Here is a 24,349-nt window from a genome sequence, read left to right as displayed (position 1 = left end):
TGTTCGACCGATGATGGAGAGATGCTCGTCAAGCCGCCCGGCTGGCCCCGTGAGGTCCGCCCGCCCGACGCTCCCGACTGGGAGCGCTCGGCCTGCAACTGGCTGCTCGACCAGTGCCCGGCCGACTTCCGCGCCTATCCCGCGCTGCGCAAGCACCCGGTCGTGCTGGCCCGCTTCGCTGTGCTGCACGTCGAGGCCAACCAGGCGGCGTGCCGGCGCGGTCTCAGCGAGGCGCGCTCGGGCCTGCGCGACGTCGCCCAGCCCGACATCATCGAGGCAGCGGTCCTGACCTGGCAGGCCGAGGAGGCGCGCCTGCTCGGCGTCCGCCGCGGTGCGGAGCTGGTCGAGGAGGCGCTGCGCGGCCGACGCTACGTCGCCCGGCTGTGAGCCGACCCGGGCTCAGCCGCCGCGCGAGCCGGCTCATCCGACGTCGTCGGCGCCGAGCAGGGCGTGGCCGACCCGGAGCTGGTTGGCCGGGTCCCAGGCGCCCTTGACGGCGAGCAGGCGGTCCAGGCTCGCCTGCGGCCAGGCTCCCTGCACGTCGGCCGGGCGGAAGCTGCGGCCCAGGAAGCTCGGCAGCGTCGACGTCGAGCGCCAGGGCTCGACCGCGTCGAACAGCGCCTGTACCGCCCGTGGCCCGGCCTCCGCGAGCGGAGGTACGGCGGGGGCGAGGGTGAACAGCAGCGCGGCCGCGTCCCGACCCGGTACGGCGCTGGGCCGCTCGGGTGGCCGGGCGATCGCTCCGCCCAGGTTGCGCAGGTCGGTGACCACGAGCGGGTGCTCGACCGCCCCACCGGCGCGGGCCAGCACCGCCTCGACGACACCCGCAGCGAGGTCGTCCAGCAGCAGCCCGCGCTCGTGGGTGGGCATCGGGTCGACCGGGTCCAGGTGAACGGCGTCGAGCGCCGTGGTGGGCAGCCGACCGAGGGTCTCCAGGAGCACCGGTGCGCTCGCGCGCATCGCCCCCGCGAGTCGCGACCCCTCCTCCGGCTCACCGACGTGCGCCATCCGGAGGTGGGCCACGAAGCGGCCGCGGATCGGCTCCGGCAGCCGTGGGTCCGGTGGCAGCCGGAGCAGCGCCACCGAGGACGACGTACGGTCCGAGTGGTCGGCAATCCACGCCCGGTACCGATGCAGCACCTCCCCGGCGTCCGCCCCGTCGAAGAACAGCCCGCCGCCGTAGAACGTCGAGAGCCGCTGGAGCATGGTCCGGTACGACGTGACGACGCCGAAGTTCCCCCGTCCGCCGCGCAGCGCCCAGAACAGGTCGGCGTCGTGGTCGGCGTCCACGGTGCGCAACCGTCCGTCGAGGGTGACCACGTCGATGGTGGTGACGTGGTCGACAGCCAGGCCGAAGGTGCGGCTCATCACCCCGAGGCCGCCGCCGAGGGTGTAGCCGACCGCACCGGCCGAGCCGGTCGAGCCCTGCACCGGGGCCAGGCCGTACGGCGCCGCGGCCGCGGTCACGTCCCGCATCCGCGCCCCGGCCGCCACCGTCGCGGTGCCGAGCACCGGGTCGACCCTGACCGAGGTCATCCGCCGGGTGCTGACCAGCAGCGCGCCGTCGGCGTTCGGGACGGCGCCGTGGCCGGTGGCGTTGACCCCGATCGCCAGGCCGCGCTCGGTGGCCCAGCGCACGGCCGCGACCACGTCGTCGGGTCCGGCGGCCCCCACGACGACGGCGGGACGGAGCCGGACCGAGAGGTTCCAGGTGGCGACCTCGTCGGCGTAGCCGGGCTGGTCCGGCGTCAGCACCGGCCCGGTGCAGGCGCTCCGGAGGCCGGACAGGTCGGCGGCGGTGAACGGCTGGTCGATGCGGGTGGTCACGGTGCTTGCTCCTCGGGTACGGCGGGTGTGTCGGGTGGCGTCAACGGTGCGGCCTGCTCCGGCGTGGCGGTATCCCACGCTTCTGGTATGTCGGCGCTGTCGCCGCGGCCCCTAACCTCGTGGCATGGGCACGGACCTGCAGGAGCGGTCGATCGACAAGATCGCCCGGCTGAGCGGAGAGCCGCGCGACCTCGTGGGCTACTGGCGCGAGTGCACGGGCGTCATCGCCTCGGTGATCCCGCACTACTGGACACCGTGCTGGTACACCCTCGACCCCGCCTCGCTGCTGGCCACCAGCCACTTCCACGAGGGGATGCCGGAGTTCCCGCCGGAGTGGCTGGCCCACGAGTACTACGACGACGACGTCAACCAGATGGTCGACGTGGCGGGGTCCGAGACCGGCATCTCCACGCTGCACGAGGCCACCGACGGCGACCCGTCGCGCAGCCGCCGCTACACGTTCAACCGCTCGCTCGGCAGCGACCAGGAGATGGTCGCGCGGCTCCGCGCGCCGTCCGGCGAGGTGTGGGGCATGCTCGGCCTCTACCGCGAGCTCGGGCAGCCGATGTTCGACGAGCGCGACAAGCAGTTCCTCCGCGCCGTGTCCGGTCACCTGGCCGAGGGGGCGCGCCGGGCGCTGCTGGTCGGCGAGGCGCTCTCGCCGGACGTCACGCTCCCCGACGCTCCCGGGCTGCTGATCGTCTCCGAGACCTGGGAGCTCCAGTCGGCGACGCCGGGGATCGACCGCTGGCTGGCCGAGCTGCCCGGTGGCGACCCCGACCGCGGCGACCTGCCGCCGTCGGTGGTGGCGGTGGCCGCGCGCACGCGTCGTACCGCCGAGAACCCGCACCGGCCCAGCGGTACGACGGTCGCCAGGGTGATGGCCCGCAACGGGACCTGGGTGGTCCTGCACGGCGCCTACCTCGAGGACGCCGGCTCGCACCGGATCGCGGTGATCGTGGAGCCGGCGCACCCGGCCCGGATCCACCCACTCCTGGAGGCGGCCTACCAGCTGACCGCGCGCGAGCGTGACGTCACCCGGCTGGTGCTTCAGGGTGCGTCGACCAGCCAGATCGCCGAGCAGCTTTTCGTCTCGCCGCACACCGTCCAGCAGCACCTCAAGAGCGTCTTCGCCAAGACCGGCGTGCGCAGCCGGCGCGACCTGGTCGGCAAGATCTTCTTCACCCACTACGAGCCGGGTTTCCGCGACAACGAACGCCGGGTCGCGGGCGGCGTCCCGATGCTGGGCGGTCCCCGCACCTGAGCGGCTCGCCCGTCACCTCCGCGCGGTTCCCTCGTTGTGCTGGTCATGCCCCGTCGTACTCTCGCCACCCTGGCCGCCGTCGCCGCGCTGGCCGCCACCGCCGGCACCTCGACCGCTCCGTCCCAGGCCTCGACGAGCGCCCTGCGCTACGTCGCCCTCGGTGACTCCTACAGCGCCGCCTCGGGGGTGCTGCCACCCGACCCGAGCAGCCCGTCGTGCGCGCGGTCGACCGCCAACTACCCGCACCTGATCGCGGCGCGGACCGGAGCGGCGTTCACCGACGTCACCTGCGGTGCTGCCCAGACCAAGGACTTCTTCACCGGCCAGTACCCCGGCGTCGCCCCCCAGCTGGACGCCGTGCACCGGCGCACCCAGCTGGTGACGATGACCATCGGGGGCAACGACAACAACACCTTCGTCGGGGCGATCGCCGAGTGCGGCGCGGCCGGGCTGTCCACCCTGGGGCAGGGGAGCCCCTGCCAGGACACGTACGGCTCGTCGTTCGTCCGCGACATCCGGCAGAAGACCTACCCGGCGCTGGTCAAGACGCTCAGGGCCGTCCGGCACAAGGCGCCGCACGCCACCGTGGCGATCCTCGGCTACCCGTGGATCCTGCCGAAGACCGTCGGCTGCTTCGACAAGATGCCGGTGGCCAGCGGTGACGTGCCCTACCTGCGCCACGTCGAGGCGACCCTCAACAACGCGGTCCGCCGGGCCGCCGCCGCGACCGGGTCGACCTACGTCAACCTGAGCCGGGTCTCCGAGGGCCACGACGCGTGCCAGAAGATGGGCGTGCGGTGGGTCGAGCCGGTGCTCCAGGGCACCAACCCGGTGGTCGTCCACCCCAACGCGCTGGGGGAGAAGCACCTGGCCAAGCGCGCGATGAAGGTCCTCCACCTGCGGTGAGGCACGCAGCTGCCCGGCAGCTCGCCGGCACACCCCTCCGCTGACGGCCGCCGGTTCCTACGCAGACGAGTCCACCTGGCCCCATCCACGTAGTGGTCGCCCGGCCCGCCCGTAGTGGGTGGACCGGGCTCGGCGGGCCAGATGCCGGTCACCCGCCGAGGATCCGCTGCGCCAGGTCGATGTGGAAGCGGGTCGACAGCAGCAGGTCGTCGACGTGGACGCGCTCGTTCGCGTTGTGGTAGCCGGCGTCGAGCACCTCGACCGGGGTGGACCGGAAGGGGGAGAACCCGTACGCCGCGGTGCCCGCGGCCGCCCGGAGGTAGTTGCTGTCGGTGAAGCCGGTGCACATCGTCGGCAGCACCGTGGCCGGGTCTTCCTCGGCGGCGAGGAAGGCCGCGACGGCGTCGGGGACCGGGCCGCCGAACGGCGAGCTCGAGGCCTCGACGATCGCCTCGGGCCAGCTCAGCTCGTAGGCGAGGTCGTCGCCGAGCAGCGCCCGCACCTGCGCCTCCACGTCGGCCTGCGTCGTGCCCGGCAGGATCCGGCAGTCCACCTCGACCGACGCGCGACCCGGCATCACGTTGCGCTTGTTGGAGCCGGCCAGCATGGTGGGCGCCAGAGTGGAGCCCATCAGCGCGGAGATCGACCCGCGCAGGCTCGGGTGCAGGGCCTCGGCCTCGGCGACGGCGCGGCTCAGGTCGGGCTCGTCGCGACCGAGCAGCGCGCTGAGCATCGCGGTCACCATCGGCGTGGCCGCCGGCTCCGGCATCCCGTTGCCGAGGCGCGGGATCAGCCGCGCCAACAGGGGTACGGCGTTGTTCCCCAGCGTGGGCACGGAGGCGTGCCCGGCCTCGCCGACCGCGGTCACCGTGACCGGGAGGGTGCCTTTCTCGCCCACCGAGAGCCCCACCACCTGGCGTCCGTCGGAGAGCACCAGCCGCTCGCCGCCGCCCTCGTTGATGCTGTGGTCGGGCCGGATGTCGGTGCGCTCCTCGAGCAGCCAGCGCATGCCGACGTCGGCGAACCCGTCCTCCTCGTCGGCCACGGCGAGGAACCACAGGTCGCCGCTCGGCCGGAAGCCCGACCGGGCCAGCTCGGCCATCGCGACGGCCCGGGCGGCCACCTCGTCCTTCATGTCGACGGCCCCGCGGCCCCACAGCCAGCCGTCGTCGTCCAGCACCGCCTCGAACGGCGGGTGCGTCCAGTCCCGCGGGTCGCACGGCACGACGTCGGTGTGACCCACGAACGCCAGCGACTCGGCCGCTCCGCCGCCGGTCGAGCCGGTCGAGGCCTCGGGGATCCGGGCCACCAGGTTGGCCCGGTGGGCCTCGCGGGCGACCAGCTCGCACTCGACGCCGTACGACGAGAGGTACCCGGCCAGGTACTCCGCGCAGAGGGTCTCGTTGCCCAGCCCCGGCTCGCGGGCGTTGGTGGTGTCGAGCCGGATCAGGTCGCGGGCGACCCGGACCACCTCGTCGTGCAGCGACTCGTGGCGCGTGGACTCACTCATGCGGGACTCCCAGTCGGTCGATCACCCAGGCATAGACCTCGGCCTCGTAGCCGAGATGTCCGGTCCGGCCGGACGGTCCGACGTGCGCACCGGCCCCGGTCTCGACGCGGAACAGGCAGTGCGGCGACCAGGCGGGATCGGAGTGCCGCAGGGCCGCCACCCACTTGGCCGGCTCGCGCACCATCACCCGCGGGTCGTGCACGGCGCCGGTCACGAGCAGGTCGGGGCGGACCCCGGCCGGCGGCAGGTTGTCGTAGGGCGAGTAGGCCAGCATCCAGTCGAACTCCTCGCGCACCCGCGGGTCGCCCCACTCCTCCCACTCGTTGACCGTCAGCGGCACCGTCTCGTCGAGCATCGTGGTGACGACGTCGACGAAGGGCACCTCGGCGACCACCGCCCGCCAGCGGTCCGGCCGCTGGCTGAACACCGCACCCTGGAGCAGCCCGCCGGCGCTGAGCCCTCGGGTGGCGATCCGGCTGCCGTCCACGAGACCCTCGCGGTCGAGGCCGTCGGCGACGGCGGCCACGTCGTCGAACGTGTGCTGCTTGGTGCCCATGCTGCCGTCGATCCACCACCGCCGGCCCATCTCGCCGCCGCCGCGCGGATGCGCGTGCACCCACACCACCCCGCGGTCGAGCAGGGCCGGCAGGGCGTCGTCCCACTCGGGCTCGTCGACCGCCTCGTAGGAGCCGTAGGCGTAGATCAGCGCCGGCGGGGTGCCGTCGAGCGGGGTGTCCCGATGTCGCACGAGCACCGCCGGCACCTGGGTCCCGTCCGGCGCGGGGAAGGTACGCCGCTCCACGACGTACGCCTCGGGGTCGAAGCCGGGCGCCTCCGCGTGGTGCACGTCGGTGATCTCACCGGTGCGCAGGTCGACGGTGGACCACACCGGCGGCCTCAGGTAGCTCTCGTCCGCGACCGTCACGGTCTCCGCGTCGTACGTCGTGTTGCGGGCGAGGTCGAGGCAGCCCACGCCGTGCCGGCTGGTCAGCACCAGCCCGTCGCCATCGAGGTCGTCGTGGCCGACGATCCGCAGCCGGTGCTGGCCCTCGGCCCGGTAGGACAGCACCACGCCCGAGCCGAAGGAGTCCGCCTGGAGCAGCCGCTCCTCCGGTCGCTCGGCCCGCGCCTCGACCCAGACCGTCGCGTCCTGGTCGGCCTCCCGTGGCACCGGCGCGGTCATCAGTCGGAACTCCACGGCCGCGTCGTTGGTGGTCACCAGCATCCGGTCGTTGCCGGCTGCCGGCGCGTGCTCGACCCGGTAGCGCACCCCGTGCCGGCGACCGCCCACCGACCGCGGCGTCGACTCGGGAGCCGAGGTGTCGACCACCCACGCCTCACTGGTGGAGCGGCTCTCGCTCCAGAGCACGATCAGCTCGCCGCTACGGGTCGGTCGCAGGTTCAGCTCGAAGCGCGGGTCGGGCTCGGTCAGGACCACGACGTCGTCCGCGGGGTCGGTCCCGAGCCGGTGCCGCAGCACCTGCCAGGGCCGGTAGGCCTGGTCGTGGACGGTGTAGAAGAACCATCGGGAGTCGGCGCTCCAGGCCCCGCCGTAGTAGCTGCGGGCGATCGTCTCGGGCAGGTCCGACCCGGTCCGCAGGTCCCGGAAGCGCAGCTCGAAGACCTCGTCGCCCTCGGTGTCGACGCTGTAGGCGAGCAGATCCTCGTCCGGGCTGACGACGGTCAGCCCGACATCGAGGTACCCGGTGCCGGCGTCGAGTGTTGCAATGTCGAAAAAGGGACGTGACGATTCGGATTCGGTTGTTGACCCTCCCTCTGAATCATGATTCAGTCGCCACAGTTCGGCGTAGTCGCTGTTCACGGGGTGGCGGGTCCAGTAGGCGTGACGTCTGCGGTTCCAGCGGGCGGACTCGTCGGTGGCCGGGAGTCGCGACAGCATCTCCGCTCTCAGGGCGGACGTGAGGGAGTCCAGATGGAGACACGACGCGTCGTAGAAGGCACGCTCGGCGACGAGGTGCTCGAGCACGGCCGGGTCGTCGGACCCGAACCAGTGGTAGGGATCCGGCCGGGTCACTCCGTGCTCGGTGTGGGTGTACGGCGTGCGGCGCGCGGCCGGCGGGCCGGACGTCTCTCCGGTCGGCTGGCTGGTCACGGCCGTCACCGTACCGCCGGGACGCTGGCCGCCGCACTGGGCCTTTTCCTCCTCGCGCTCGCGCCGGGTCTGGCCGCGACCTCTCCCGCGGCCGGCAAGACCAAGGTCGTCTTCAACGTGGCGATCCTCGGCGAGGGTGTCGACTCGCTGAACCCGTTCCTCGGCTTCCAGGCTCCGTCGTACGAGATGTGGGGCCTGACCTACGACTACCTGGTCGGCTACTCGATGAAGGACATGTCGCCCGAGCCCGACCTGGCCACCACGTGGAAGACCTCGCCGGACGGCAAGACCTGGACCTTCACCGTGCGCAGCGGGGTGAAGTTCTCCGACGGCGTGCCGCTGACCGCTGCGGACGTCGCCTACACGTACAACCGCATCCTGCACGGGACCGTGGAGCAGTCGAACTGGCTGTCCTACCTCCAAGGCGTCACGTCGGTGACCGCGCCGGACGCCACGACCGTGGTGATGAAGCTGAAGAAGCCGGTCGCGACGCTGCCGCTGCTGCCGATCCCGATCGTGCCCGAGCACATCTGGAAGAACGTCTCCGCCAGCCAGATCAAGAGCTACGCGGCGGCGCCCACGGGAGGCAAGCCGGTCGTCGGCTCCGGGCCCTTCCGGCTGGTGGCGGGAAGCGCCAACGCGTCGACGTTCAAGTTCGAGGCGAACCCGGACTACTGGGGCGGCGCACCGCACATCGACGAGGTGAACTTCCAGTTCTACAAGAACGACGACTCCGCGGTCCAGGCACTGATCCGGGGCGAGGCCGACTTCGTGGAGGGCATCACCGCGCTCGAGGTGAAGAGCCTGCAGAGCAAGGCCGGGATCACCGCCCACAACGGCAACTCACCCGGGTTCGACGAGATCGCCTTCAACACCGGCTCGACCTCGGACTCGAAGGGGACCCAGAAGATCGGGAACCCCAACCCCGCCGTCCTCGACCCGAAGTTCCGGCACGCGCTGGGCTACGCGCTGAACCTGCCGCAGCTGATCTCGAAGGTCTACCAGGGCGCCGGGCTGCCGGGGACCACGATCGTCCCGCCCACCTACACCCAGTGGCACTGGGAGCCTCCGGCGAGCCAGAAGTTCACCTTCGACCTCACCAAGGCCGGCCAGCTCCTCGACGCCGCCGGCTACAAGGTGGGTTCGGACGGCTACCGGACGCTGCCCGACGGCAAGCCGATCGGGACCCTGCGGCTGGCGGCGCGGTCGGACTCGACGACCTCGCTGAACACCATGGACTACTTCCACCAGTGGCTCAGCGACCTCCACATCAAGTCGCAGGTCTCGACCTACAGCTCCAGCCAGCTGACCAACGTGATCTACAAGGGCGACTACGACACCTTCCAGTGGGGTTGGTACGTCGAGCCCGATCCCGACTCGATGCTCAGCTACATGACCTGCGGTCAGCGACAGGGGTCGTCCGACTCGTTCTACTGCAACCCGCAGTACGACAAGCTCTACAACCAGCAGCACACCTCGACCGACAAGGCCACCCGGATCGCGGACGTGAAGAAGATGCAGGAGATCCTGTACCGCGACTCTCCCTACCTGGTCACGGCGTACTCCTCGATCGGCGAGGCCGTCCGCAGTGACCGCTTCCACTGCCTGATCAGCCAGCCCAACCCCGGCGGCATCTGGCTCGAGCAGTACGGCGTCTACAACTACGAGCACGTGAAGCCGGCGTCCGACACCAGTGCCTGTGACCCGGCGCCCGGCCTGACCGGGGCGGTGAAGACCACGGCCGCGGCCAGCACGTCGTCCAAGACCGGACCCTTCCTGATCGGACTCGGAGCGGTCGTCGTGGTGGCGCTGGTCGGCGGTGGCGTCGTGATGATGCGGCGGCGCACCACCGTGGAGGACCGCGAGTGAGCCTGGTCGCGGAGCCGGGACTGGTCGCCGACAGCGAGCAGACCGACGACCAGACCAGGCGGCGCGGCTACCCGACGTACGTCCTGATCAAGGTCCTCGGGTCGGCCGGGAGCCTGCTGTTCATGCTGCTCGTGAACTTCTTCCTGTTCCGGGTGCTTCCCGGTGACCCGGTGCGCACCCTGGGGCGCGGCCACCTCAACACTCCGGCCCAGGTCGCCGCGTTCAAGAAGGCCTACGGCCTGGACCAGCCGCTGGGGGTGCAGTTCCTGACCTTCCTCAAGCAGACCGCGCACGGGGATCTCGGCCTGTCGCTGCAGTTCCGGCGGCCCGTGTCGGAGCTGATCTGGCAGGCGATGGGCCCGACCCTGCTGCTGGTGGGGAGTGCGGCGATCCTGTCCACCCTGATCGGTGTCTACCTCGGCATCCGGGGGGCGTGGAACCGCGGCGGCGTCTTCGACCGGATCTCCACCGGCACCTCCCTGACCCTCTACGCGATGCCGGAGTGGTGGCTGGGACTGATCCTGATCGCGGGGCTGGGCGTCGGCTTCTGGTTCGTCCCGGGCATCTTCCCGACTGGCGGGCTGCACTCGCCCGACGTGAACCCGAACTCCCTGCACGGCATCCTCGACACCACCTGGCACCTGACCCTCCCGGTGGTGACCCTCACCCTGGCCTACCTCGCCGACTTCTCCCTGATCATGCGCAGCTCGCTGCTCGACGAGCTCGGGGAGGACTACCTCCAGACCGCCCGGGCCAAGGGGCTGCGTGACGTGCAGGTCCGCAACCGGCACGCCGTCCGCAACGCACTCCTGCCGACGACGACCGTGATCGCGCTCAACATCGGATTCGTGGTGTCCGGCGCGATCACGGTCGAGACCGTGTTCTCCATCCCCGGGCTCGGCCTCCTCTCGACGAACGCCATCGGCTTCCCCGACTTCCCGGTGCTCCAGGGCACCTTCCTGGTGGCCAGCGCGGGTGTGATCGCCGCCAACCTGGCGGCCAACCTCGTCTACGGCCTCCTCGACCCGCGGGTGCGCACATGAGGGCCACCGGATGAGCGACACCACGGCACCCCGGCTCTCCTCACGTCAGCTGACGCGGCGACGTCGCGCGGCGGCCTACCGGAGGAGCTGGCAGGAGTTCTGCTCGCACCGCGGCGGCCTGGTCGGCCTCGGGGTCCTCACCTTCTTCGTCGCAGTCGCTCTCGGTGCGCCGTTGCTCGCCTCGTCGCAGGGGCTCGACGTCACGCAGGCGAACGGACCGGTGCTGGGTCATCCGTCCTGGCACTATCTGCTCGGGACCGACGAGAACGGCCGGTCGGTGCTGACCCTGCTGATCTGGGGAGCCCGGATCTCGCTGTTCGTCGGGCTGTCGGCGACCGTCATCTCGATGGTGATCGGCACCCTGGTCGGCCTGGTCTCGGGCTACTTCGGAGGGTGGATCGGGCGGATCACGTTCCGGATCACCGAGTGGGTGCTGGTGATCCCCTTCCTGCCGCTGGCGATCGCGCTCGCCGCGGTCCTCGGACGCGGGCTGGTCAACATCGTGATCGTCATCGGCGTCACGTCGTGGCCCAGCACAGCTCTGCTGATCCGCAGCCAGACGCTCTCGATCCGGGAGCGGCCCTACGTCGAGCGGGCCGAGGCGATCGGGGCCGGACGCTGGCACCAGCTCGGCCGGCACGTGCTGCCCAACGTGATGCCGATGGTGTTCGCCAACACCACGTTGACCGTGGCGATCGCGATCCTCTCCGAGACGACGCTGAGCTTCCTGGGCCTCGGGGACCCGACCCGGACGTCGTGGGGCACGATGCTGGACGGTGCCTACCACTCGGGCGCGATCACCACCGGCTGCTGGTGGTACGTCATCCCACCCGGGGTCTGCGTGGTCCTCGTCGTGCTGGCGTTCACGCTGATCGGCCAAGCCCTCGAGGAAGTCCTCAACCCCCGGCTGCGAGCCCGCCAATGAACCTCACCTCCCGACGTTCTTCGTCTCCTCCGCTTCGCTCCTCGGCCGAACAACGCCGCGGGGACCCCGCATGAGCACCTCCACCGCGAGCGAGGCGTCGACGAGCCGCACCACCGGGCCCCTGCTGGAGATCCGCGCCCTGCACGTCACCTACGCGACCGGTGAGGGCGGACTACCGGCCGTGCGCGGCGTGGACCTCACCGTCGACCGGGGCCAGATCGTCGGGGTCGCGGGGGAGTCGGGCTGCGGAAAGTCGACCCTGGCCAGCACGATCCTGCGCCTCCAACCCGAGAGCGCGACGGTCACCGGCGAGGTGCTCTTCGAGGGCAACGACGTGCTGACCATGCGCTGGGGCGATCTGCGAGCCGTGCGCTGGGCCGGTGCCTCGATCGTGTTCCAGGGCGCCCTGCACTCGCTCAACCCGGTGCACCGCATCGGCGCCCAGATCGCCGAGGCCATCCACGTGCACAACCCCGGCATGGACGAGAGCGTCGTGACCACGCGGATCCGGGACCTGCTGCAGCAGGTCGGGCTCGACCCCGACCGGGCCCGCAGCTATCCCCACCAGCTCTCCGGTGGCCAGAAGCAGCGGGTGATGATCGCGATGGCCCTGTCGTGCGACCCCGACCTGGTGGTGGCCGACGAGCCGACCACCGCCCTCGACGTGATGGTGCAAGCACAGGTGCTGGACGTGCTCTCCGGCATGGTCCGTGAGTACGGCGTCGGCATGCTGATGATCAGCCACGACCTCTCGGTGCTCGCCGAGCTGTGCGACCGGATCACGGTGATGTACGCCGGGCGCGTGGTCGAGGAGGGCCCGGCATCCCAGATCTTCACCTCGCCCCTGCACCCCTACGCGGCGGCCCTCTCGGCGGCGTTCCCGCGGGTCGGCGATCCGGCCGCCCGGTTCGCCCCGGCCGGTCTGCCCGGCGACCCGCCGGACCCCCGGCACCTGACACCGGGATGCTCGTTCGCCCCGCGCTGCTCGCGGGCCGCCGAGGTGTGCCTGCCCGCCGAGCCCGTGCTCACGCCGTACGGCGGCGACCGGGCGGCAGCCTGCGTCCGGATCGACGACTTCCAGTCGTCGGGCGACGCGGCTCCTCGATCGACGAGCGACGTCGAGACGACGCCATGACCGGCCGACCCCCAGCGGAGCTGTCCGCGCACGGCCTGCGGGTGGAGTTCACGACCCGCAACGGCCGCGTCGCGCGCGCCCTGGACGGCGCCGACCTGGTGGTCCGCGCCGGCGAGGTCGTCGCCCTGGTCGGCGAGTCCGGCTCCGGCAAGACCACCCTCGCCCGCACCCTGGTCGGGCTGGCCAAGCCGGCCGCCGGCGAGGTGCGCTGGGAGGGTCGTGCGCTGGACCGTTCGCCTCGTGGTCTCAAGGCGCTGCGGCGTCAGGTGCAGCTGGTCCTCCAGGACCCGCTGGGAGCGCTCAACCCGCGACACACGGTCTACGAGTCGGTCGCCGAGGGACTCCGGATCCACAAGCTGGTGTCCGGATCGGGGCGGACCGAGACCGAGCTGGTCGCCGCCGCTCTCGCCTCGGCCGGGCTGCGGCCGCCGGAGACGTTGTTCCTGCGCTACCCCCACGAGCTCTCGGGCGGCCAGCGGCAACGGGTCCTGATCGCCGGAGCCCTCGCGGTGTCGCCGCGACTGCTGATCGCCGACGAGCCGGTCTCCAGCCTGGACGCCTCGATCCGGGGCGAGATCCTGGCCCTGCTGCTCAAGCTCCGCGAAGAGCTCGGGCTCGGCGTGCTGGTGGTCACCCACGACCTCGGGCTGGCCTGGAACATCGCCGACCGGATCGCGGTGATGTACCTGGGCCGGATCGTCGAGGCCGGACCCACCGAGGCGGTGCTGACCGCGCCCCAGCACCCCTACACACAGGCGCTGCTGTCCGTCGTACCGGAGATGGACCGGCTCGAGCCGATCGTCCTGCGCGGCGAGATCCCCGACCCGACCCGGATCCCGCAGGGCTGCCGCTTCCACCCGCGGTGCCCGGCGCTGGCCTCCGGCGCGGCCTCCGAGGTCGCCGACCGGTGCCGGGGCACCGCGCTGGAGATCCTCCCGTCGGACCCCGACGGACATCGCAGCGCGTGCCACCTGGTCGCCGCGCAGGTCTCGGCCGACACCACCGACGAGGTGAGGACATGAGCCTTCAGGCCGCACTGCCCCGCGAGCTGTACGTCGACCCGGCCGCCTGGGAGCGCGAGTGCGAGCGGGTGCTGCTGCGGGAGTGGACCTGTGTCGGCCGGGTCGACGACCTCGAGCTGCACCAGCCGGAGCGGGTCGCGGTGGTCGAGGTGGCCGGCGAGTCGCTGGTGGTCACCTCGGACGCGGACGGCCTGCTCCACGCGTCGTACAACGTGTGCCGGCATCGCGGCTCCCAGCTCTTCCCGACCGGGTCGGCTGCCGGCGCCGAGGCCGAATCCGGGCCGCAGCTGTGCGGCGCCAAGGCGATCCGCTGTCCCTACCACTCCTGGACCTACGCCCTGGACGGCTCGCTGCTGCGTGCGCCGCACACCGGCGACGCCGAGATCGAGCCCCTCGACTTCGCGCTGCACCCGGTCGGGGTGGAGACCTGGGGCGGATTCGTGTTCGTGCACCCGACCCCCGCCGACGCCGTACCTCTGGCCGCGAGCGTGGGCCGGGCCGACCGCACCCTGGCCAACTACGACCTCGGCGCGCTGGTCACCGGCCTCACGATGACCTACGACGTGGCGGCCAACTGGAAGGTGATCGCCGAGAACTACAACGAGTGCTACCACTGCGGCCCGGTGCACCCGGAGCTGTCGCGGTTGGTGCCGGCGTTCGCGGGCGGCGGGGCCGGGCTCGACTGGGACGCCGGCATCCCGCACCGCGAGGGTGCGTGGACCTTCACGCTGTCGGGCACCACCGACCGGGCGCCCTTGCCGGGTCTCGACGAGACCGAGCGGGTGCGGCACAAGGGAGAGCTGGTCTACCCCAACCTGATGCTGTCGTGCTCGGCCGACCACGTCGCGGCGTTCGTGATCCGCCCGGTCGCGGTCGACCGCACCCGGATCGACTGCCGGCTCCTGTTCGCCGCCGACGAGGTGGCGTCGTCGTCGTTCGACCCCTCGGACGCCGGCGACTTCTGGGACCTGGTGAACCGCCAGGACTGGGCGATCTGCGAGTCGGTGCAGCGGGGCATGTCCTCGCGGGCCTACCGGCACGGCTGGTTCGCGCCCATGGAGGACGACTCCGCCGACATCCGCCGCTGGCTGCTGCCGCGGCTGGGTCGCGACACCTCGGAGGTCGGCGATCCGTCGGTGGTCGAGCGACGTCGAGACCACCTCCGATGACCGACGTCGACGTCGTCGTCGTCGGGCTCGGTGCCCTCGGCTCCGCCGCGGCCTGGCAGCTCGCCTCGCGCGGACACTCCGTGGTCGGGCTCGAGCAGTTCGAGCTCGGTCACTCCCGCGGCGCCTCGCACGACACGTCGCGGATCCTGCGGCACAGCTACCACACGCCGCAGTACGTCGGGCTGACCTTCGAGGCGTACGACGACTGGGCCCGCCTCGAGGAGGAGTCGGGGGAGTCGCTGGTCACCGTCGTCGGGGGGATCGACCTGTTCCCGCCCGGCTGCGCGATCGCGCCGGACGACTACGTCGGCTCCATGGTCGAGCGCGGGGTCGAGTTCGAGTCGCTGGCCGCGCCGGAGATCATGGCCCGCTTCCCGATGTTCCGGGTGCCCGATGACACGGTCGGGCTCTACCAGGAGCGCGGGGCGATCGTGCCGGCCGCCCGCGGCACCGCCGCGATGCAGCGTCTGGCGTCCCGGGCGGGTGCCACGCTGCTGGGGTCGACGCCGGTCACCCGGGTCTCCGACCACGGCTCGCACCTGACCGTCGAGGCCGGGGACGCGTCGTACACCTGTGGGGGAGTGGTGGTCTGCGCCGACGCCTGGACCAACCGGGTGCTGGCCGGCCTGGGCCCGGAGGTGCCCGAGCTCCCGCTGACGGTCACCCTGGAGCAGGTGACCTACTTCTCCCCGGCCGACCCGGCGTCGTACGACGCCATGCCGCTGTGGATCTGGATGGACGAGCCGTCGTACTACGGCTTCCCCTGCTACGGCGAGGCGACCCTGAAGGCGGCCCAGGACTGCGGCGGCCCCGCGGTCGACCCGGATGCCCGGACCACCGATCCCGACCCGGAGATGCTCGACCTCCTCACCGGATTCATGGGAGAGCTGCTGCCGGGCTCGGGGGGGCCGGTGCGGTCCCTGCGCTGCCAGTACACCCTCACCCCGGACCGCGACTTCGTGCTCGCGCCGGTGCCCGGCCATCCGGCGGTGGTGGTCGGTCTCGGGGCTGCCCACGGCTTCAAGTTCGCGCCGACCTTCGGTCGGATCCTGGCCGACCTGGCGACCACCGGTACGACGTCCTCCGACCTCACCGGCTTCGGCTTCGACCGGCCCGGGCTCACCGACCCGGCCTTCGAGGCGACCTGGATGGTGTGACCGGGTCCGCGCCGCACGACTGCCCCGGGCAACCATCCAGGGCCCTAGCTGCGTTGTACCGAGCAGCACACCTCACCGACCAGGAGCCGGGGCCATGACCAACCTTCCGATCAACCCGAACACCGCCGCGTTCCGCGACCTCGACCCTGGTCCTCACGCGGGAGTGCCGACGGACCGGGACGCCGGCCACGTGGCCCCCGACTCCGTCGACAGCCGGGCCCGCAACGCGCTCACCCTCGGTGCCCTGAGCCTGGTCCTGGGAGTGCTCACCGGGCTGCCGGCGATCTGGGTCGGACGGAAGGCCCTGCTCCGCATCAGGGAAGCCGACGGAGCCGTGAGGGGCCGCGGGGCGGCGGTGACCGGGATCCTGCTCGGCTGCCTCGGCGTCGTCCTCACCGTCGCGGTCTGGAGCTACCTGCACCAGCGCGGCTGAGCCGGACGAGGTCAGGCGAGCCTCGTCCGCGCCAGGCCGGCGACGTCCACGGCCCCCGCCACGAGCACGTGCCGGACGAAGACGAAGCCGAGCGCCGGGAGGCCGGCGTCGCGCTGCTCGACGAGGTAGTCCAGGTGCAGGGGCGGGACCTCGGTCAGCTCCTCGTAGGAGTCCGGGTCGAACGGCGTGAAGTCGGAGGAGGGCGGCACCTCGGGGACGTCCTCCGCGTCGGGCCGGCTGTTGCGCCAGTGGGAGCGGGTGTCGTAGACCACGGCCGGCTGCCCGGCGATCCGCTCGAGCGGGATCCGCAGGACCTTGCGCTGCAGGAGGCTGGAGAACGGCAGACCGAGCCGACGGCGCGCCTCGACCAGCCGGGCAGGGTCGAGCGCAGCCAGGTTGACCGTGTCGCCCCAGGCGACCCCCAGGTGCGGCACCGGGAACGAGACCACCGACTCACGCCCGGCCCACTTGCGCACCTCGCGGTCGTGGAGGTCGGGGAACCGGCTGGCGAGCAGGTTGAGCGGCAGCAGCTCGTCGCCGCGGAAGTCGTCGGCGCACAGGTGGTACAGGAACGGCATGGTGCCGATCATGGCCCAGACGCCACCACCGTGGAGGCCTCTGCCGGGGTCAGAAGCGGGCCGAGAAGCCGCCGTCGACCTGGAGCAGCTGCCCGGAGACCCAGCGACCCGGCTCCGACACCAGGAAGGCCACGACGTCGGCGATGTCAGCCGGCTCTCCGAGGCGACCCAGGGGCTGGCGGTCCAGCACTGCCTGCCGGATGTCCTCGTTCATCCACCCGGTGTCGATCGGGCCCGGGTTCAGGGTGTTGGCGGCGATGCCCAACGGCCCCAGCTCCCGCGCCGCCGAGATCACGATCCGGTCGAGGGCGCCCTTGGAGGCGCCGTACGGCAGGTTCCCCGTGGTGGCGTCGCTGGTGAGCGCGACGATGGCTCCGCCGGTCGCCGGGACCTGACGGGCGAACGCCGCGATCAGCAGCAGGCTCGCCCGGGCGTTGACGGCGCAGTGCCGGTCGAAGCTCTCCGCCGTGGTGTCGAGGATCCCGGTCGCCTCGTCGTGCGCATGGCTCAGGACCAGCGCGCTGATGGGTCCCCGGTCGGCGGCCACGGCCTCGACCAGGGCCTGTGGACCGTCGGCGGTCGCCAGGTCGCACGGGTAGTCGACGTCCGCGAGGTCGCTCGTGGCGACGTCCCAGCCGTCCGATGTCAGGCGCTGGGAGATGCCTGCGGCGATGCTGTTGGCGCGGGCGGCTCCGGTGACGAGTGCGAGCGGCATGGCGCGAACTCTAGATGGATGGATGTCACTGCAGACTGCGGAGGGCCGTCCGTGTGTCAGGCTCTGACCATGGCGCGGGCGAACCGGATCGAGCCCGATGTCGAGGTGGTCGCCCGGCTCGGCGAGATCGCCCTGGCCCTGCCCGAGGCCCATGAGGAGGACGCCTGGACCGGCGTCCGGTGGCGGATCCGGGCCAGGACCTTCGCCCACGTGATGGTCGCGCAGCCCGGCTTCGAGTCGTCGTTCCGCGACCTCACCGGGGTGGCCGACCCCACCACCGTCCTGACGTTCCATGTCACCGGCGACGAGCTGCTCGCGCTGGTCCACATCGGCCTGCCGTACTACAAGCCACCGTGGTCACCCACGATCGTGGGGGTCGTGATCGACGGCGACACCGACTGGGCGGAGGTGACCGGCCTGGTCACCGAGAGCTACCGGCTCCAGGCGCCGCAGAAGCTGGCGAAGCTCCTCCCGGCGGCCGGTGACGTCACTGCCACGGACCAGCGTCCGTGAGGTCCTCGAGGTCCAGCAGCCGGACGTTGGCCGGGTCACCGTTCGCGCCGAGCGACCAGACCGTCGTCTCGTGCGCCGCACCTGGTAGTCGTACGGCGGCCTCACCGGCGGCATGGAAGTGGCCGTGGGCGAGGAGCAGGGGCCGCACCGCCAGGACCGCTCTCGTGACCTTCTCCATCCCGGCGTCGGCCTCGGCCAGGATCGACTCCGGCCAGCCCCACGGGTTGTCGGTGATGGTCGTCGCGACCGGGGCCGTGCAGTACGGCTGGCTCGGGCTGTCGTGGGTCAGCATCACCTCGGCATGGCCGCCGGCGATCGTGGCCTCGACGTGCTCCTCCTCGATCACCTCGGAGGGCCACCAGTCGACCTGCTCGGTCAGGAGGAGCCGGTTCACCGACGGCGCACCCCCGAGGGCCACGAAGGAACGCCCACCCAGGTGCCACCGGTGGCCGCGTGGCAGCAGGGAGATGTGCTCGGACACCTCGATCGGCCGCAGGCGGCCGTCGTCGTCCTGCCGGCACGGGTCGGCCCACAGCTCGTCGAGCCGGGCCCAGTTCTCATGGTTGCCGTTGATGCAGAGGAGCCGGAGGTCGAGCTCGGCGCAGACCGACTCGATGGCGGCGAGGTAGCCCTCGGGGTCCTCGCCCATCCCGAACCGCAGGTCGCCGAGCTGGCAGACCACCTCGACGTCACGGCGTTCGCCGAGGGTCCGGAGCACGCGGACCGCCCAGTCCCGGTCGCCCTCGAGGTCTCCGACCAGCCCGATGATCATGCGTCGGAGCATCTCAGAGCTTCGTCACCGGTCGGCGGCCGTATCCTCAGTCATGCACACCCTTCGAGCCAGGCTCGCGGAGTATCTGCGCCAGCGGCGGGTGCTGCGTGCCACGTCGCGGGTGAGCCGGGACGTGGCACGGGACCGCGCCGCGGCCGACGAGCTGCAACGCGCCCGGGACGGCGTCGACCGCTTCCCGCACGGGGGGATCTGAGCGGGCCGCACCGACCCACGTCCCGAGTATCGGTCACCGGACCAGGTGCGACCCACCGCAGCCCGCTGCGAACCGGCCGAAGAACATGGCTGCGGCGGGTGCTCGGCGTGCCTCGGAAGCGCTAGGCTGGCAGCCCAGTTCGTATCACGAAACGGGATGCACTATGCGCAACAAGGCGACCCGCGCGACGATGGCCACGCTGCTGCGCCACGCCCGCTACGAGGTGCTCCCGACCCCGTCCACCGAGGACAAGGTGCTGGCGTCCGTGCCGACCGACCGCACCATCACCGTGACCGCGTCGCCCGGCAAGGGCCTGGAGGCGACGTTCGCGCTGGCGGAGAGCCTGGCCGGCAGTGGCTACCAGGTCGTGCCGCACCTCGCGGCCCGGATGATCAGCGGCCGCACCGAGCTCGCCGAGATCTGTGACCGGCTCGTCAGCCACGGGATCAGCAGCGTGTTCGTGCCCGGTGGCGACGCGGACCCGGCCGGCGACTACCAGGATGCGCTGGCGCTGCTGGAGGACCTGACCGCGCTCGGCAGCCCCTTCGCGCAGGTCGGGATCACCGGCTACCCCGAGTCGCACCCGACGATCCACGACGACCTGACGATCCAGGCGATGTGGGACAAGCGCCGGCACGCGAGCCAGGTGGTCAGCAACCTCAGCTTCGACCCGTCCGCGATCACCGCGTGGCTGGGCCGGATGCGGGCCCGCGGGATCACCCTGCCCCTGCTGCTCGGCATCCCCGGCCCGGTCGAGCGCACCAAGCTCCTGGCCATGGCCACCAAGATCGGTGTGGGGGAGTCCACCCGGTTCCTGGCCAAGCACAAGGGCACCTTCGCGCGGCTCGCCGCACCGGGAGGCTTCACCGGTGAGAGCTTCCTGGAGAAGTGCGCCCCGGCGCTGGCGCCGCCCGAGGCCCTGGTCGAGGGCCTCCACGTCTTCACCTTCAACCAGATCGCCGAGTCCGAGCAGTGGCGGACCCAGCTGCTCGAGCGCCTCGAGAGCTGATCTCAGCCGACCAGGTCGGCGAGCGCCCGCTCCAGTCCGCTCGTTCCGGTCTCGACCACGGTGAGCGGGAGGCCGATCCGGGCCGCGGCCGCCTCGGCCAGCTCGCGGAGCTCGGGGTCGGGTGCCTGGGCCAGCCACACCACCCGGGTGTAGCTGCCGAAGTAGTCGTCGCGGAGCTCGGGGTAGCGGTCCAGCCCCAGCTCCTGGAGCACCGTGCGGGCGAACGACCGGGCCAGGAAGTCGGTCAGCAGGTAGGTGCCGGGCTGCTCCTCGAACATCCGGGCCAGCCGGTCGGCGCCGGCGTACACGTCGTAGCAGTGCAGCCCGGGCAGCCGGGACAGGCCCAGCTCGGTGCAGACCTCGTCGAGGGCGCCGTAGGTGCCGCAGTCGGCGTACCCGACGACGACCGAGGCGTACGACGTGGCCAATTCGACGGCGAGCTCGCGCACCTGTCCGGCGATCAGCTGCGGCTGGTTGTGCAGCAGCGGGGGCAGCGGGTGCACGTCGACCGGCCAGCCGTGCCGCTCGACGGCGGCCGCCGCGGGCTGCGCGATCGCGCCGCACGCGATCAGCGCGGTACGACGGGTACGGTCAGGGCTGCGTTCAGGGCTGGGTGAACCCGAGCTGGTCGACGAAGGTGTCGTTGAAGTCGGTGCGGTCGGAGAGCTCGACATAACTCACCTCCTCCAGCAGGGCCTGGGCGCCGACCCGTTCGCGGACCGAGAGCAGGGCCATCTTCGCTCCCTCGCCCGCCACGTTGCCGGCCGAGACGATGCGGAGCACCGGCAGCTGCGGGACCAGTCCGATCCGGATCGCGGAGGCGGGGGAGAGGTAGCTGCCGAACGAGCCGGCCAGCAGCACCTGCTGCACGTCGCCGTGCTCGAGGCCCAGCTGCTCGAGCAGGAGGGTCCAGCCGGTCGAGATCGCGGCCTTGGCGAACTGCAGCTCGCGCACGTCCCGCTGGGAGAGGTAGACCCCGTCGGCCGGGTCGTCGTCCGGCGAGGTGCGGTCGAGCACGAAGACCCGCTCCTCGCCGATCTTGGTCAGCCGGTCGGCCAGCGCCGGGGCCAGCTCGGCGGCCCGCTCCTCGGGGACGAACCGTCCCGAGGCGTCCAGCAGCCCGACCTTGACCAGCTCGGCGACGGCGTCGACCAGGCCCGAGCCGCACAGACCCCGGGCGGGCACGTCGCCGATCACACCCAGCGTGACCGGCTCGTCGCCGGTGGGGTCGAGCTTGATCACCTCGATGGCTCCCTCGGCCGCGCGCATCCCGCACCGGATCGCGCCGCCCTCGAACGCCGGCCCGGCGGGGGCGGCAGTGGACAGGATGGTGTCGCCGTCGCTGAGCACGATCTCGCAGTTGGTGCCGACGTCGATGAACAGGCGGGTGCGCTTGTCCCGGTCCATGCCGGTGGCCAGCATGCCCGCGACGATGTCGCCGCCGACGTAGGCCCCGAGCGCGGGGAAGACGAAGGCCCGGGCGCGCGGGTGGAGGCTCAGCCCGAGGTCGGCGGCCAGCATCGTCGGCGGCTGAGCGGTGGTCATCACGAAGGGGGCGACACCGAGCGGCTCGGGGTCGATGCCGAGCAGCAGCGCGGTCATCGTCGCGTTGCCGGCGACCGCGACCTCGTAGACGTGCCCGGGGTCGACACCCGCCTCGGCACAGACCTCGCCGGCGAGCTCGGAGAGGGTGGAGGCGGCGGCCTCCTGCAGCCGGCCGAGGGCGTCGGGGTCCATCATCGTGGCGCTGATCCGGGTGATCACGTCGCCGCCGTACGGCTGCTGCTTGTTCAGCCGCGAGGAGACCGAGAGCGGCGTCCCGGTGCCGACGTCGAGCAGGGTGGCGACGACCGTGGTGGTGCCGAGGTCGAAGGCGATCGCGTAGCGCAGCTCGCTGGTGTCGCCCGGCTCGACGTCGATCAGGTCCTCGTCGACGACGACGGCGGTCACCTTGAAGTCGGCCGCGCGCAGCACCGTCGACAGGCGCCGCAGCACGTGGAGGTCGGCGGTCAGCTCGAGGTCGTCGATGGCGTCGGTCAGCCGGACCAGGTCGGTGCGCTGGTCGGAGAGTGTCGCCTCGTCGAGCTCGACGTACCGCTTCTGGACGGCCGGTCGCAGGATCACCTGCCGCCCGACGCCGACGGTCGCCGCCTTGGGCCGGGTCGTCAGTGGGGGGACTTCGACGTCGAGGTCGCGGGTCGCCTGCACCAGGCAGGCCAGCCGCCAGCCGTCGGCGAGCTGGTCGGAGGTGAAGGTGCGGGTGTCGTGCCGGGTGACCGGGACCCCGCCGCCCTCGATCTTCACGCGGCACTTGTGGCAGGTGCCGTGCCCGCCGCAGGTGGAGTCGATCGCGATGCCGTTCCACGACGCGGAGTCGAAGACGGTGACCCCCGGCGGCACCCGCACGGAGCGCTCGCTGGGCGGTGCCTTCGCGTCGGAGTGCACGGTGAACCGCAGGCCGACCCGGCCGGTGCCGTCGTGGGCGGCCGGCTCGGTGCCCGGCGCCGCCATCAGGCCCTCGCGTCGTACGTCGTCGAGGGTGAAGGGCGGCCCGTCGGTGGTCAGGTCGTCGGTGGTCGGGCCATCGGTCACGTCGTCGGGGCCTCGGCGGCCTGCCGGGCCCGGTGGGCGGCGATCCAGGCGCCGCCCCACTCGTCGTGACCGAGCAGCAGGTCGGCCGCCTTGACCGCCTCCACGATGTACGGCGTCCGGGTGTCCATGATCGCGCTGGTCAGCCCGGCGGTCATCGCCATCGGCAGGAACGCCGCCCCGAGCTGGTGGCGCCCCGGCATCCCGAACGACGTGTTGGACGCGCCGCAGGTCATGTTCGCGCCGAACTCGTCGCGGATCGCCGAGACCACCTCGAAGAAGGTGTTCGCGACCTGCTGGTCGGCGCCGATCGGCATGGCCAGCGGGTCGATCACGATGTCACAGGCGGCGATGCCGTACTCCTTCGTGGCGACCTCGAAGATCTTGCGGGTGAGGACCATCCGCTTCTCGGCCTCCATCGGGATCTCGTCGGAGTCGTTGGGCAGCGCGATCACCGCGGCGTCGTATTTCTTGACCAGCGGGAGGATCAGCTCCATCCGCTCGTCCTCGGCGGTGATGGAGTTGACCAGCGCCCGGCCCTGGTAGGCCGAGAGGCCTGCCTCGAGCGCCTCGACGACCGAGGAGTCGATGCAGATCGGCTTGTCGGTCAGGCTCTGCACCAGCGTGATCGCCTTGGCCAGCAGCTCGGCCTCGTCGGTCAGCGGCACACCCATGTTGACGTCGAGGACGTCGGCGCCGCCCTCGACCTGGGCCTTCACGTCGCGTTCGATGGCCGAGAGGTCGCCGGCGCGCAGCTGCTCCTGGAAGATCCGGCGGCCGGTCGGGTTGATGCGTTCGCCGATCAGGCAGAAGCGCCGGTCGTGGCCGATCACGACCTCGGAGCCGGTGCCACGCAGGACCGTCTCGAGCGGAGTCGCGGGCATCAGGCCGGCACCTTGGCGCGCTTCTCGTGGAGCAGCGCCTTCGCCTTCTTGACCGTCGCCGAGGCGTCGGCCGCGTAGCCGTCGGCCCCCACCGCGTCGGCGTACTCCTGGGTCACCGGTGCGCCGCCGACCATCACGATCACCGTGTCGCGCAGGCCGGCCTTCTGCAGGGCGTTCATGTTGGCCTTGAACATCGGCATGGTCGTGGTGAGGAACGCCGAGAAGCCGACGATGTCGGGCTCGTGCTCCTCGATGGCCGCGATGAACTTCTCCGGAGCCACCTGCACGCCCAGGTCGATCACCTCGAAGCCCGCGCCTTCGAGCATGATGTTGACGAGGTTCTTGCCGATGTCGTGGACGTCGCCCTTGACCGTGCCCATCAGGAACTTGCCGATGGTCTGCACGCCGGTCTCGGCCAGCAGCGGTCGGAGCACCTCCATGGCGCCGGCCATCGCGCGGCCCGCGATCAGCATCTCGGGGACGAAGAAGTCACCGCGCTCGAACCGTGAGCCGACCTCCTCCAGCGAGGGGATCAGGGCCTCGAACAGCATGGTCTGCGGCTCCATGTCGAGCGCGAGCCCCTCGTTGGTCAGCTCGAGCACGCGCGGGGCGTTGCCGACCAGGGTCTCGTCGTAGAGACCCTTCAGGATCTCCTCGGGTGTGCTCATGAGAAGGCCTCCGTGGTTCGCGGGTCGGGCTGAC

General features: G+C 71.8%; 24 protein-coding genes. 14 read left to right on the top strand and 10 right to left on the bottom strand.

Annotated features, from left to right (window positions below; translation table 11 throughout):
* Positions 1-21: 21 nt before the first annotated feature.
* Complete coding sequence (locus E3N83_RS06405; protein WP_151082503.1) at positions 22-387, top strand: hypothetical protein; 366 nt, start codon at positions 22-24, stop codon at positions 385-387.
* 33 nt (positions 388-420) lie between these two features.
* On the opposite strand, the gene E3N83_RS06400 is transcribed toward E3N83_RS06405, so the two are convergent.
* Positions 421-1,827 carry an FAD-binding oxidoreductase gene (locus E3N83_RS06400; protein ID WP_191907984.1) on the bottom strand — a complete coding sequence of 469 codons (1,407 nt, stop codon included), beginning with the start codon at positions 1,825-1,827 and terminating at the stop codon, positions 421-423.
* 124 nt (positions 1,828-1,951) lie between these two features.
* Here E3N83_RS06400 and E3N83_RS06395 point away from each other — a divergent pair, with 124 nt between their 5' ends.
* Positions 1,952-3,091 (top strand): LuxR C-terminal-related transcriptional regulator, encoded by a 1,140-nt coding sequence (locus E3N83_RS06395; protein ID WP_151082501.1) that lies wholly within the window; start codon positions 1,952-1,954, stop codon positions 3,089-3,091.
* A 45-nt stretch (positions 3,092-3,136) separates the two neighbouring features.
* A complete protein-coding gene (locus tag E3N83_RS06390; protein ID WP_151082500.1) occupies positions 3,137-3,997 on the top strand; it encodes an SGNH/GDSL hydrolase family protein in 861 nt (286 codons plus the stop codon).
* 148 nt (positions 3,998-4,145) lie between these two features.
* On the opposite strand, the gene E3N83_RS06385 is transcribed toward E3N83_RS06390, so the two are convergent.
* Together E3N83_RS06385 and E3N83_RS06380 are read right to left on the bottom strand one after the other, a co-directional pair.
* A complete protein-coding gene (locus tag E3N83_RS06385) occupies positions 4,146-5,507 on the bottom strand; it encodes a M20/M25/M40 family metallo-hydrolase (RefSeq protein ID WP_151082499.1) in 1,362 nt (453 codons plus the stop codon).
* A complete protein-coding gene (locus E3N83_RS06380; RefSeq protein WP_191907983.1) occupies positions 5,500-7,620 on the bottom strand; it encodes a prolyl oligopeptidase family serine peptidase in 2,121 nt (706 codons plus the stop codon). The genes E3N83_RS06385 and E3N83_RS06380 overlap by 8 nt, the downstream gene beginning before the upstream one ends.
* Here E3N83_RS06380 and E3N83_RS06375 point away from each other — a divergent pair.
* The 8 genes from E3N83_RS06375 to E3N83_RS06340 all read left to right on the top strand — a co-directional run bounded on the left by E3N83_RS06375 (position 7,555) and on the right by E3N83_RS06340 (position 16,373).
* A complete protein-coding gene (locus tag E3N83_RS06375) occupies positions 7,555-9,489 on the top strand; it encodes an ABC transporter substrate-binding protein (RefSeq protein WP_191907982.1) in 1,935 nt (644 codons plus the stop codon). The genes E3N83_RS06380 and E3N83_RS06375 overlap by 66 nt on opposite strands.
* On the top strand, positions 9,486-10,532 hold the full coding sequence (locus E3N83_RS06370; RefSeq protein WP_151082496.1) for an ABC transporter permease: 1,047 nt from the start codon (positions 9,486-9,488) through the stop codon (positions 10,530-10,532). Before E3N83_RS06375 ends, E3N83_RS06370 begins: the two co-directional genes overlap by 4 nt.
* 10 nt (positions 10,533-10,542) lie before the next feature.
* On the top strand, positions 10,543-11,457 hold the full coding sequence (locus tag E3N83_RS06365) for an ABC transporter permease (RefSeq protein ID WP_151082495.1): 915 nt from the start codon (positions 10,543-10,545) through the stop codon (positions 11,455-11,457).
* A gap of 70 nt (positions 11,458-11,527) precedes the next feature.
* Entirely contained in the window at positions 11,528-12,592 is a 1,065-nt protein-coding gene (locus E3N83_RS06360; protein ID WP_151082494.1) for an ABC transporter ATP-binding protein, read from the top strand.
* Positions 12,589-13,614, top strand: coding sequence for an ABC transporter ATP-binding protein (locus E3N83_RS06355; RefSeq protein WP_151082493.1), 1,026 nt, complete (start codon positions 12,589-12,591; stop codon positions 13,612-13,614). Before E3N83_RS06360 ends, E3N83_RS06355 begins: the two co-directional genes overlap by 4 nt.
* Entirely contained in the window at positions 13,611-14,783 is a 1,173-nt protein-coding gene (locus E3N83_RS06350) for an aromatic ring-hydroxylating oxygenase subunit alpha (RefSeq protein ID WP_151082492.1), read from the top strand. The genes E3N83_RS06355 and E3N83_RS06350 overlap by 4 nt, the downstream gene beginning before the upstream one ends.
* A complete protein-coding gene (solA, locus tag E3N83_RS06345) occupies positions 14,780-15,940 on the top strand; it encodes an N-methyl-L-tryptophan oxidase (protein ID WP_151082491.1) in 1,161 nt (386 codons plus the stop codon). Before E3N83_RS06350 ends, solA begins: the two co-directional genes overlap by 4 nt.
* 94 nt (positions 15,941-16,034) lie before the next feature.
* Entirely contained in the window at positions 16,035-16,373 is a 339-nt protein-coding gene (locus E3N83_RS06340) for a DUF4190 domain-containing protein (RefSeq protein ID WP_151082490.1), read from the top strand.
* An 11-nt stretch (positions 16,374-16,384) separates the two neighbouring features.
* On the opposite strand, the gene E3N83_RS06335 is transcribed toward E3N83_RS06340, so the two are convergent.
* Together E3N83_RS06335 and E3N83_RS06330 are read right to left on the bottom strand one after the other, a co-directional pair.
* Positions 16,385-16,951, bottom strand: coding sequence for a hypothetical protein (locus E3N83_RS06335; protein ID WP_151082489.1), 567 nt, complete (start codon positions 16,949-16,951; stop codon positions 16,385-16,387).
* Positions 16,952-17,000: 49 nt separating this feature from the next.
* Positions 17,001-17,666 carry an SDR family oxidoreductase gene (locus E3N83_RS06330; protein WP_151082488.1) on the bottom strand — a complete coding sequence of 222 codons (666 nt, stop codon included), beginning with the start codon at positions 17,664-17,666 and terminating at the stop codon, positions 17,001-17,003.
* A 69-nt stretch (positions 17,667-17,735) separates the two neighbouring features.
* Between E3N83_RS06330 and E3N83_RS06325 the strand changes: the two genes are divergently transcribed.
* Positions 17,736-18,179, top strand: coding sequence for an MmcQ/YjbR family DNA-binding protein (locus E3N83_RS06325; RefSeq protein WP_151082487.1), 444 nt, complete (start codon positions 17,736-17,738; stop codon positions 18,177-18,179).
* Here the strand turns inward: E3N83_RS06325 and E3N83_RS06320 are convergent.
* On the bottom strand, positions 18,154-18,963 hold the full coding sequence (locus E3N83_RS06320; protein WP_151082486.1) for a hypothetical protein: 810 nt from the start codon (positions 18,961-18,963) through the stop codon (positions 18,154-18,156). The genes E3N83_RS06325 and E3N83_RS06320 overlap by 26 nt on opposite strands.
* A gap of 40 nt (positions 18,964-19,003) precedes the next feature.
* Here E3N83_RS06320 and E3N83_RS19475 point away from each other — a divergent pair, with 40 nt between their 5' ends.
* Both E3N83_RS19475 and E3N83_RS06315 read left to right on the top strand, forming a co-directional pair.
* The gene (locus E3N83_RS19475; RefSeq protein ID WP_191907980.1) at positions 19,004-19,165 is read left to right on the top strand and encodes a hypothetical protein; all 162 of its coding nucleotides are present in this window, start codon (positions 19,004-19,006) and stop codon (positions 19,163-19,165) included.
* A gap of 163 nt (positions 19,166-19,328) precedes the next feature.
* Positions 19,329-20,174 carry a methylenetetrahydrofolate reductase gene (locus E3N83_RS06315; protein WP_202879338.1) on the top strand — a complete coding sequence of 282 codons (846 nt, stop codon included), beginning with the start codon at positions 19,329-19,331 and terminating at the stop codon, positions 20,172-20,174.
* Positions 20,175-20,176: 2 nt separating this feature from the next.
* Here the strand turns inward: E3N83_RS06315 and E3N83_RS06310 are convergent, their stop codons facing one another.
* Genes E3N83_RS06310 through E3N83_RS06295 form a run of 4 tightly spaced genes read right to left on the bottom strand, consistent with a single transcriptional unit; the run spans position 20,177 to position 24,315 of the window.
* A complete protein-coding gene (locus E3N83_RS06310) occupies positions 20,177-20,848 on the bottom strand; it encodes a DUF1638 domain-containing protein (RefSeq protein ID WP_151082485.1) in 672 nt (223 codons plus the stop codon).
* Positions 20,778-22,766: an ASKHA domain-containing protein gene (locus E3N83_RS06305; RefSeq protein ID WP_202879337.1), complete on the bottom strand. Its 1,989-nt coding sequence runs from the start codon at positions 22,764-22,766 to the stop codon at positions 20,778-20,780. Before E3N83_RS06305 ends, E3N83_RS06310 begins: the two co-directional genes overlap by 71 nt.
* A complete protein-coding gene (locus E3N83_RS06300; RefSeq protein ID WP_151082484.1) occupies positions 22,763-23,647 on the bottom strand; it encodes a dihydropteroate synthase in 885 nt (294 codons plus the stop codon). The genes E3N83_RS06305 and E3N83_RS06300 overlap by 4 nt, the downstream gene beginning before the upstream one ends.
* Positions 23,647-24,315, bottom strand: coding sequence for a corrinoid protein (locus tag E3N83_RS06295; RefSeq protein ID WP_151082483.1), 669 nt, complete (start codon positions 24,313-24,315; stop codon positions 23,647-23,649). The genes E3N83_RS06300 and E3N83_RS06295 overlap by 1 nt, the downstream gene beginning before the upstream one ends.
* Between the last annotated feature and the right edge of the window lie 34 nt (positions 24,316-24,349).

Origin of the sequence: Nocardioides cynanchi, from assembly GCF_008761635.1 — a bacterium.
Classification (GTDB): Bacteria; Actinomycetota; Actinomycetes; order Propionibacteriales; family Nocardioidaceae; genus Nocardioides; species Nocardioides cynanchi.
This window is presented reverse-complemented; position numbering and strand designations above follow the sequence as displayed.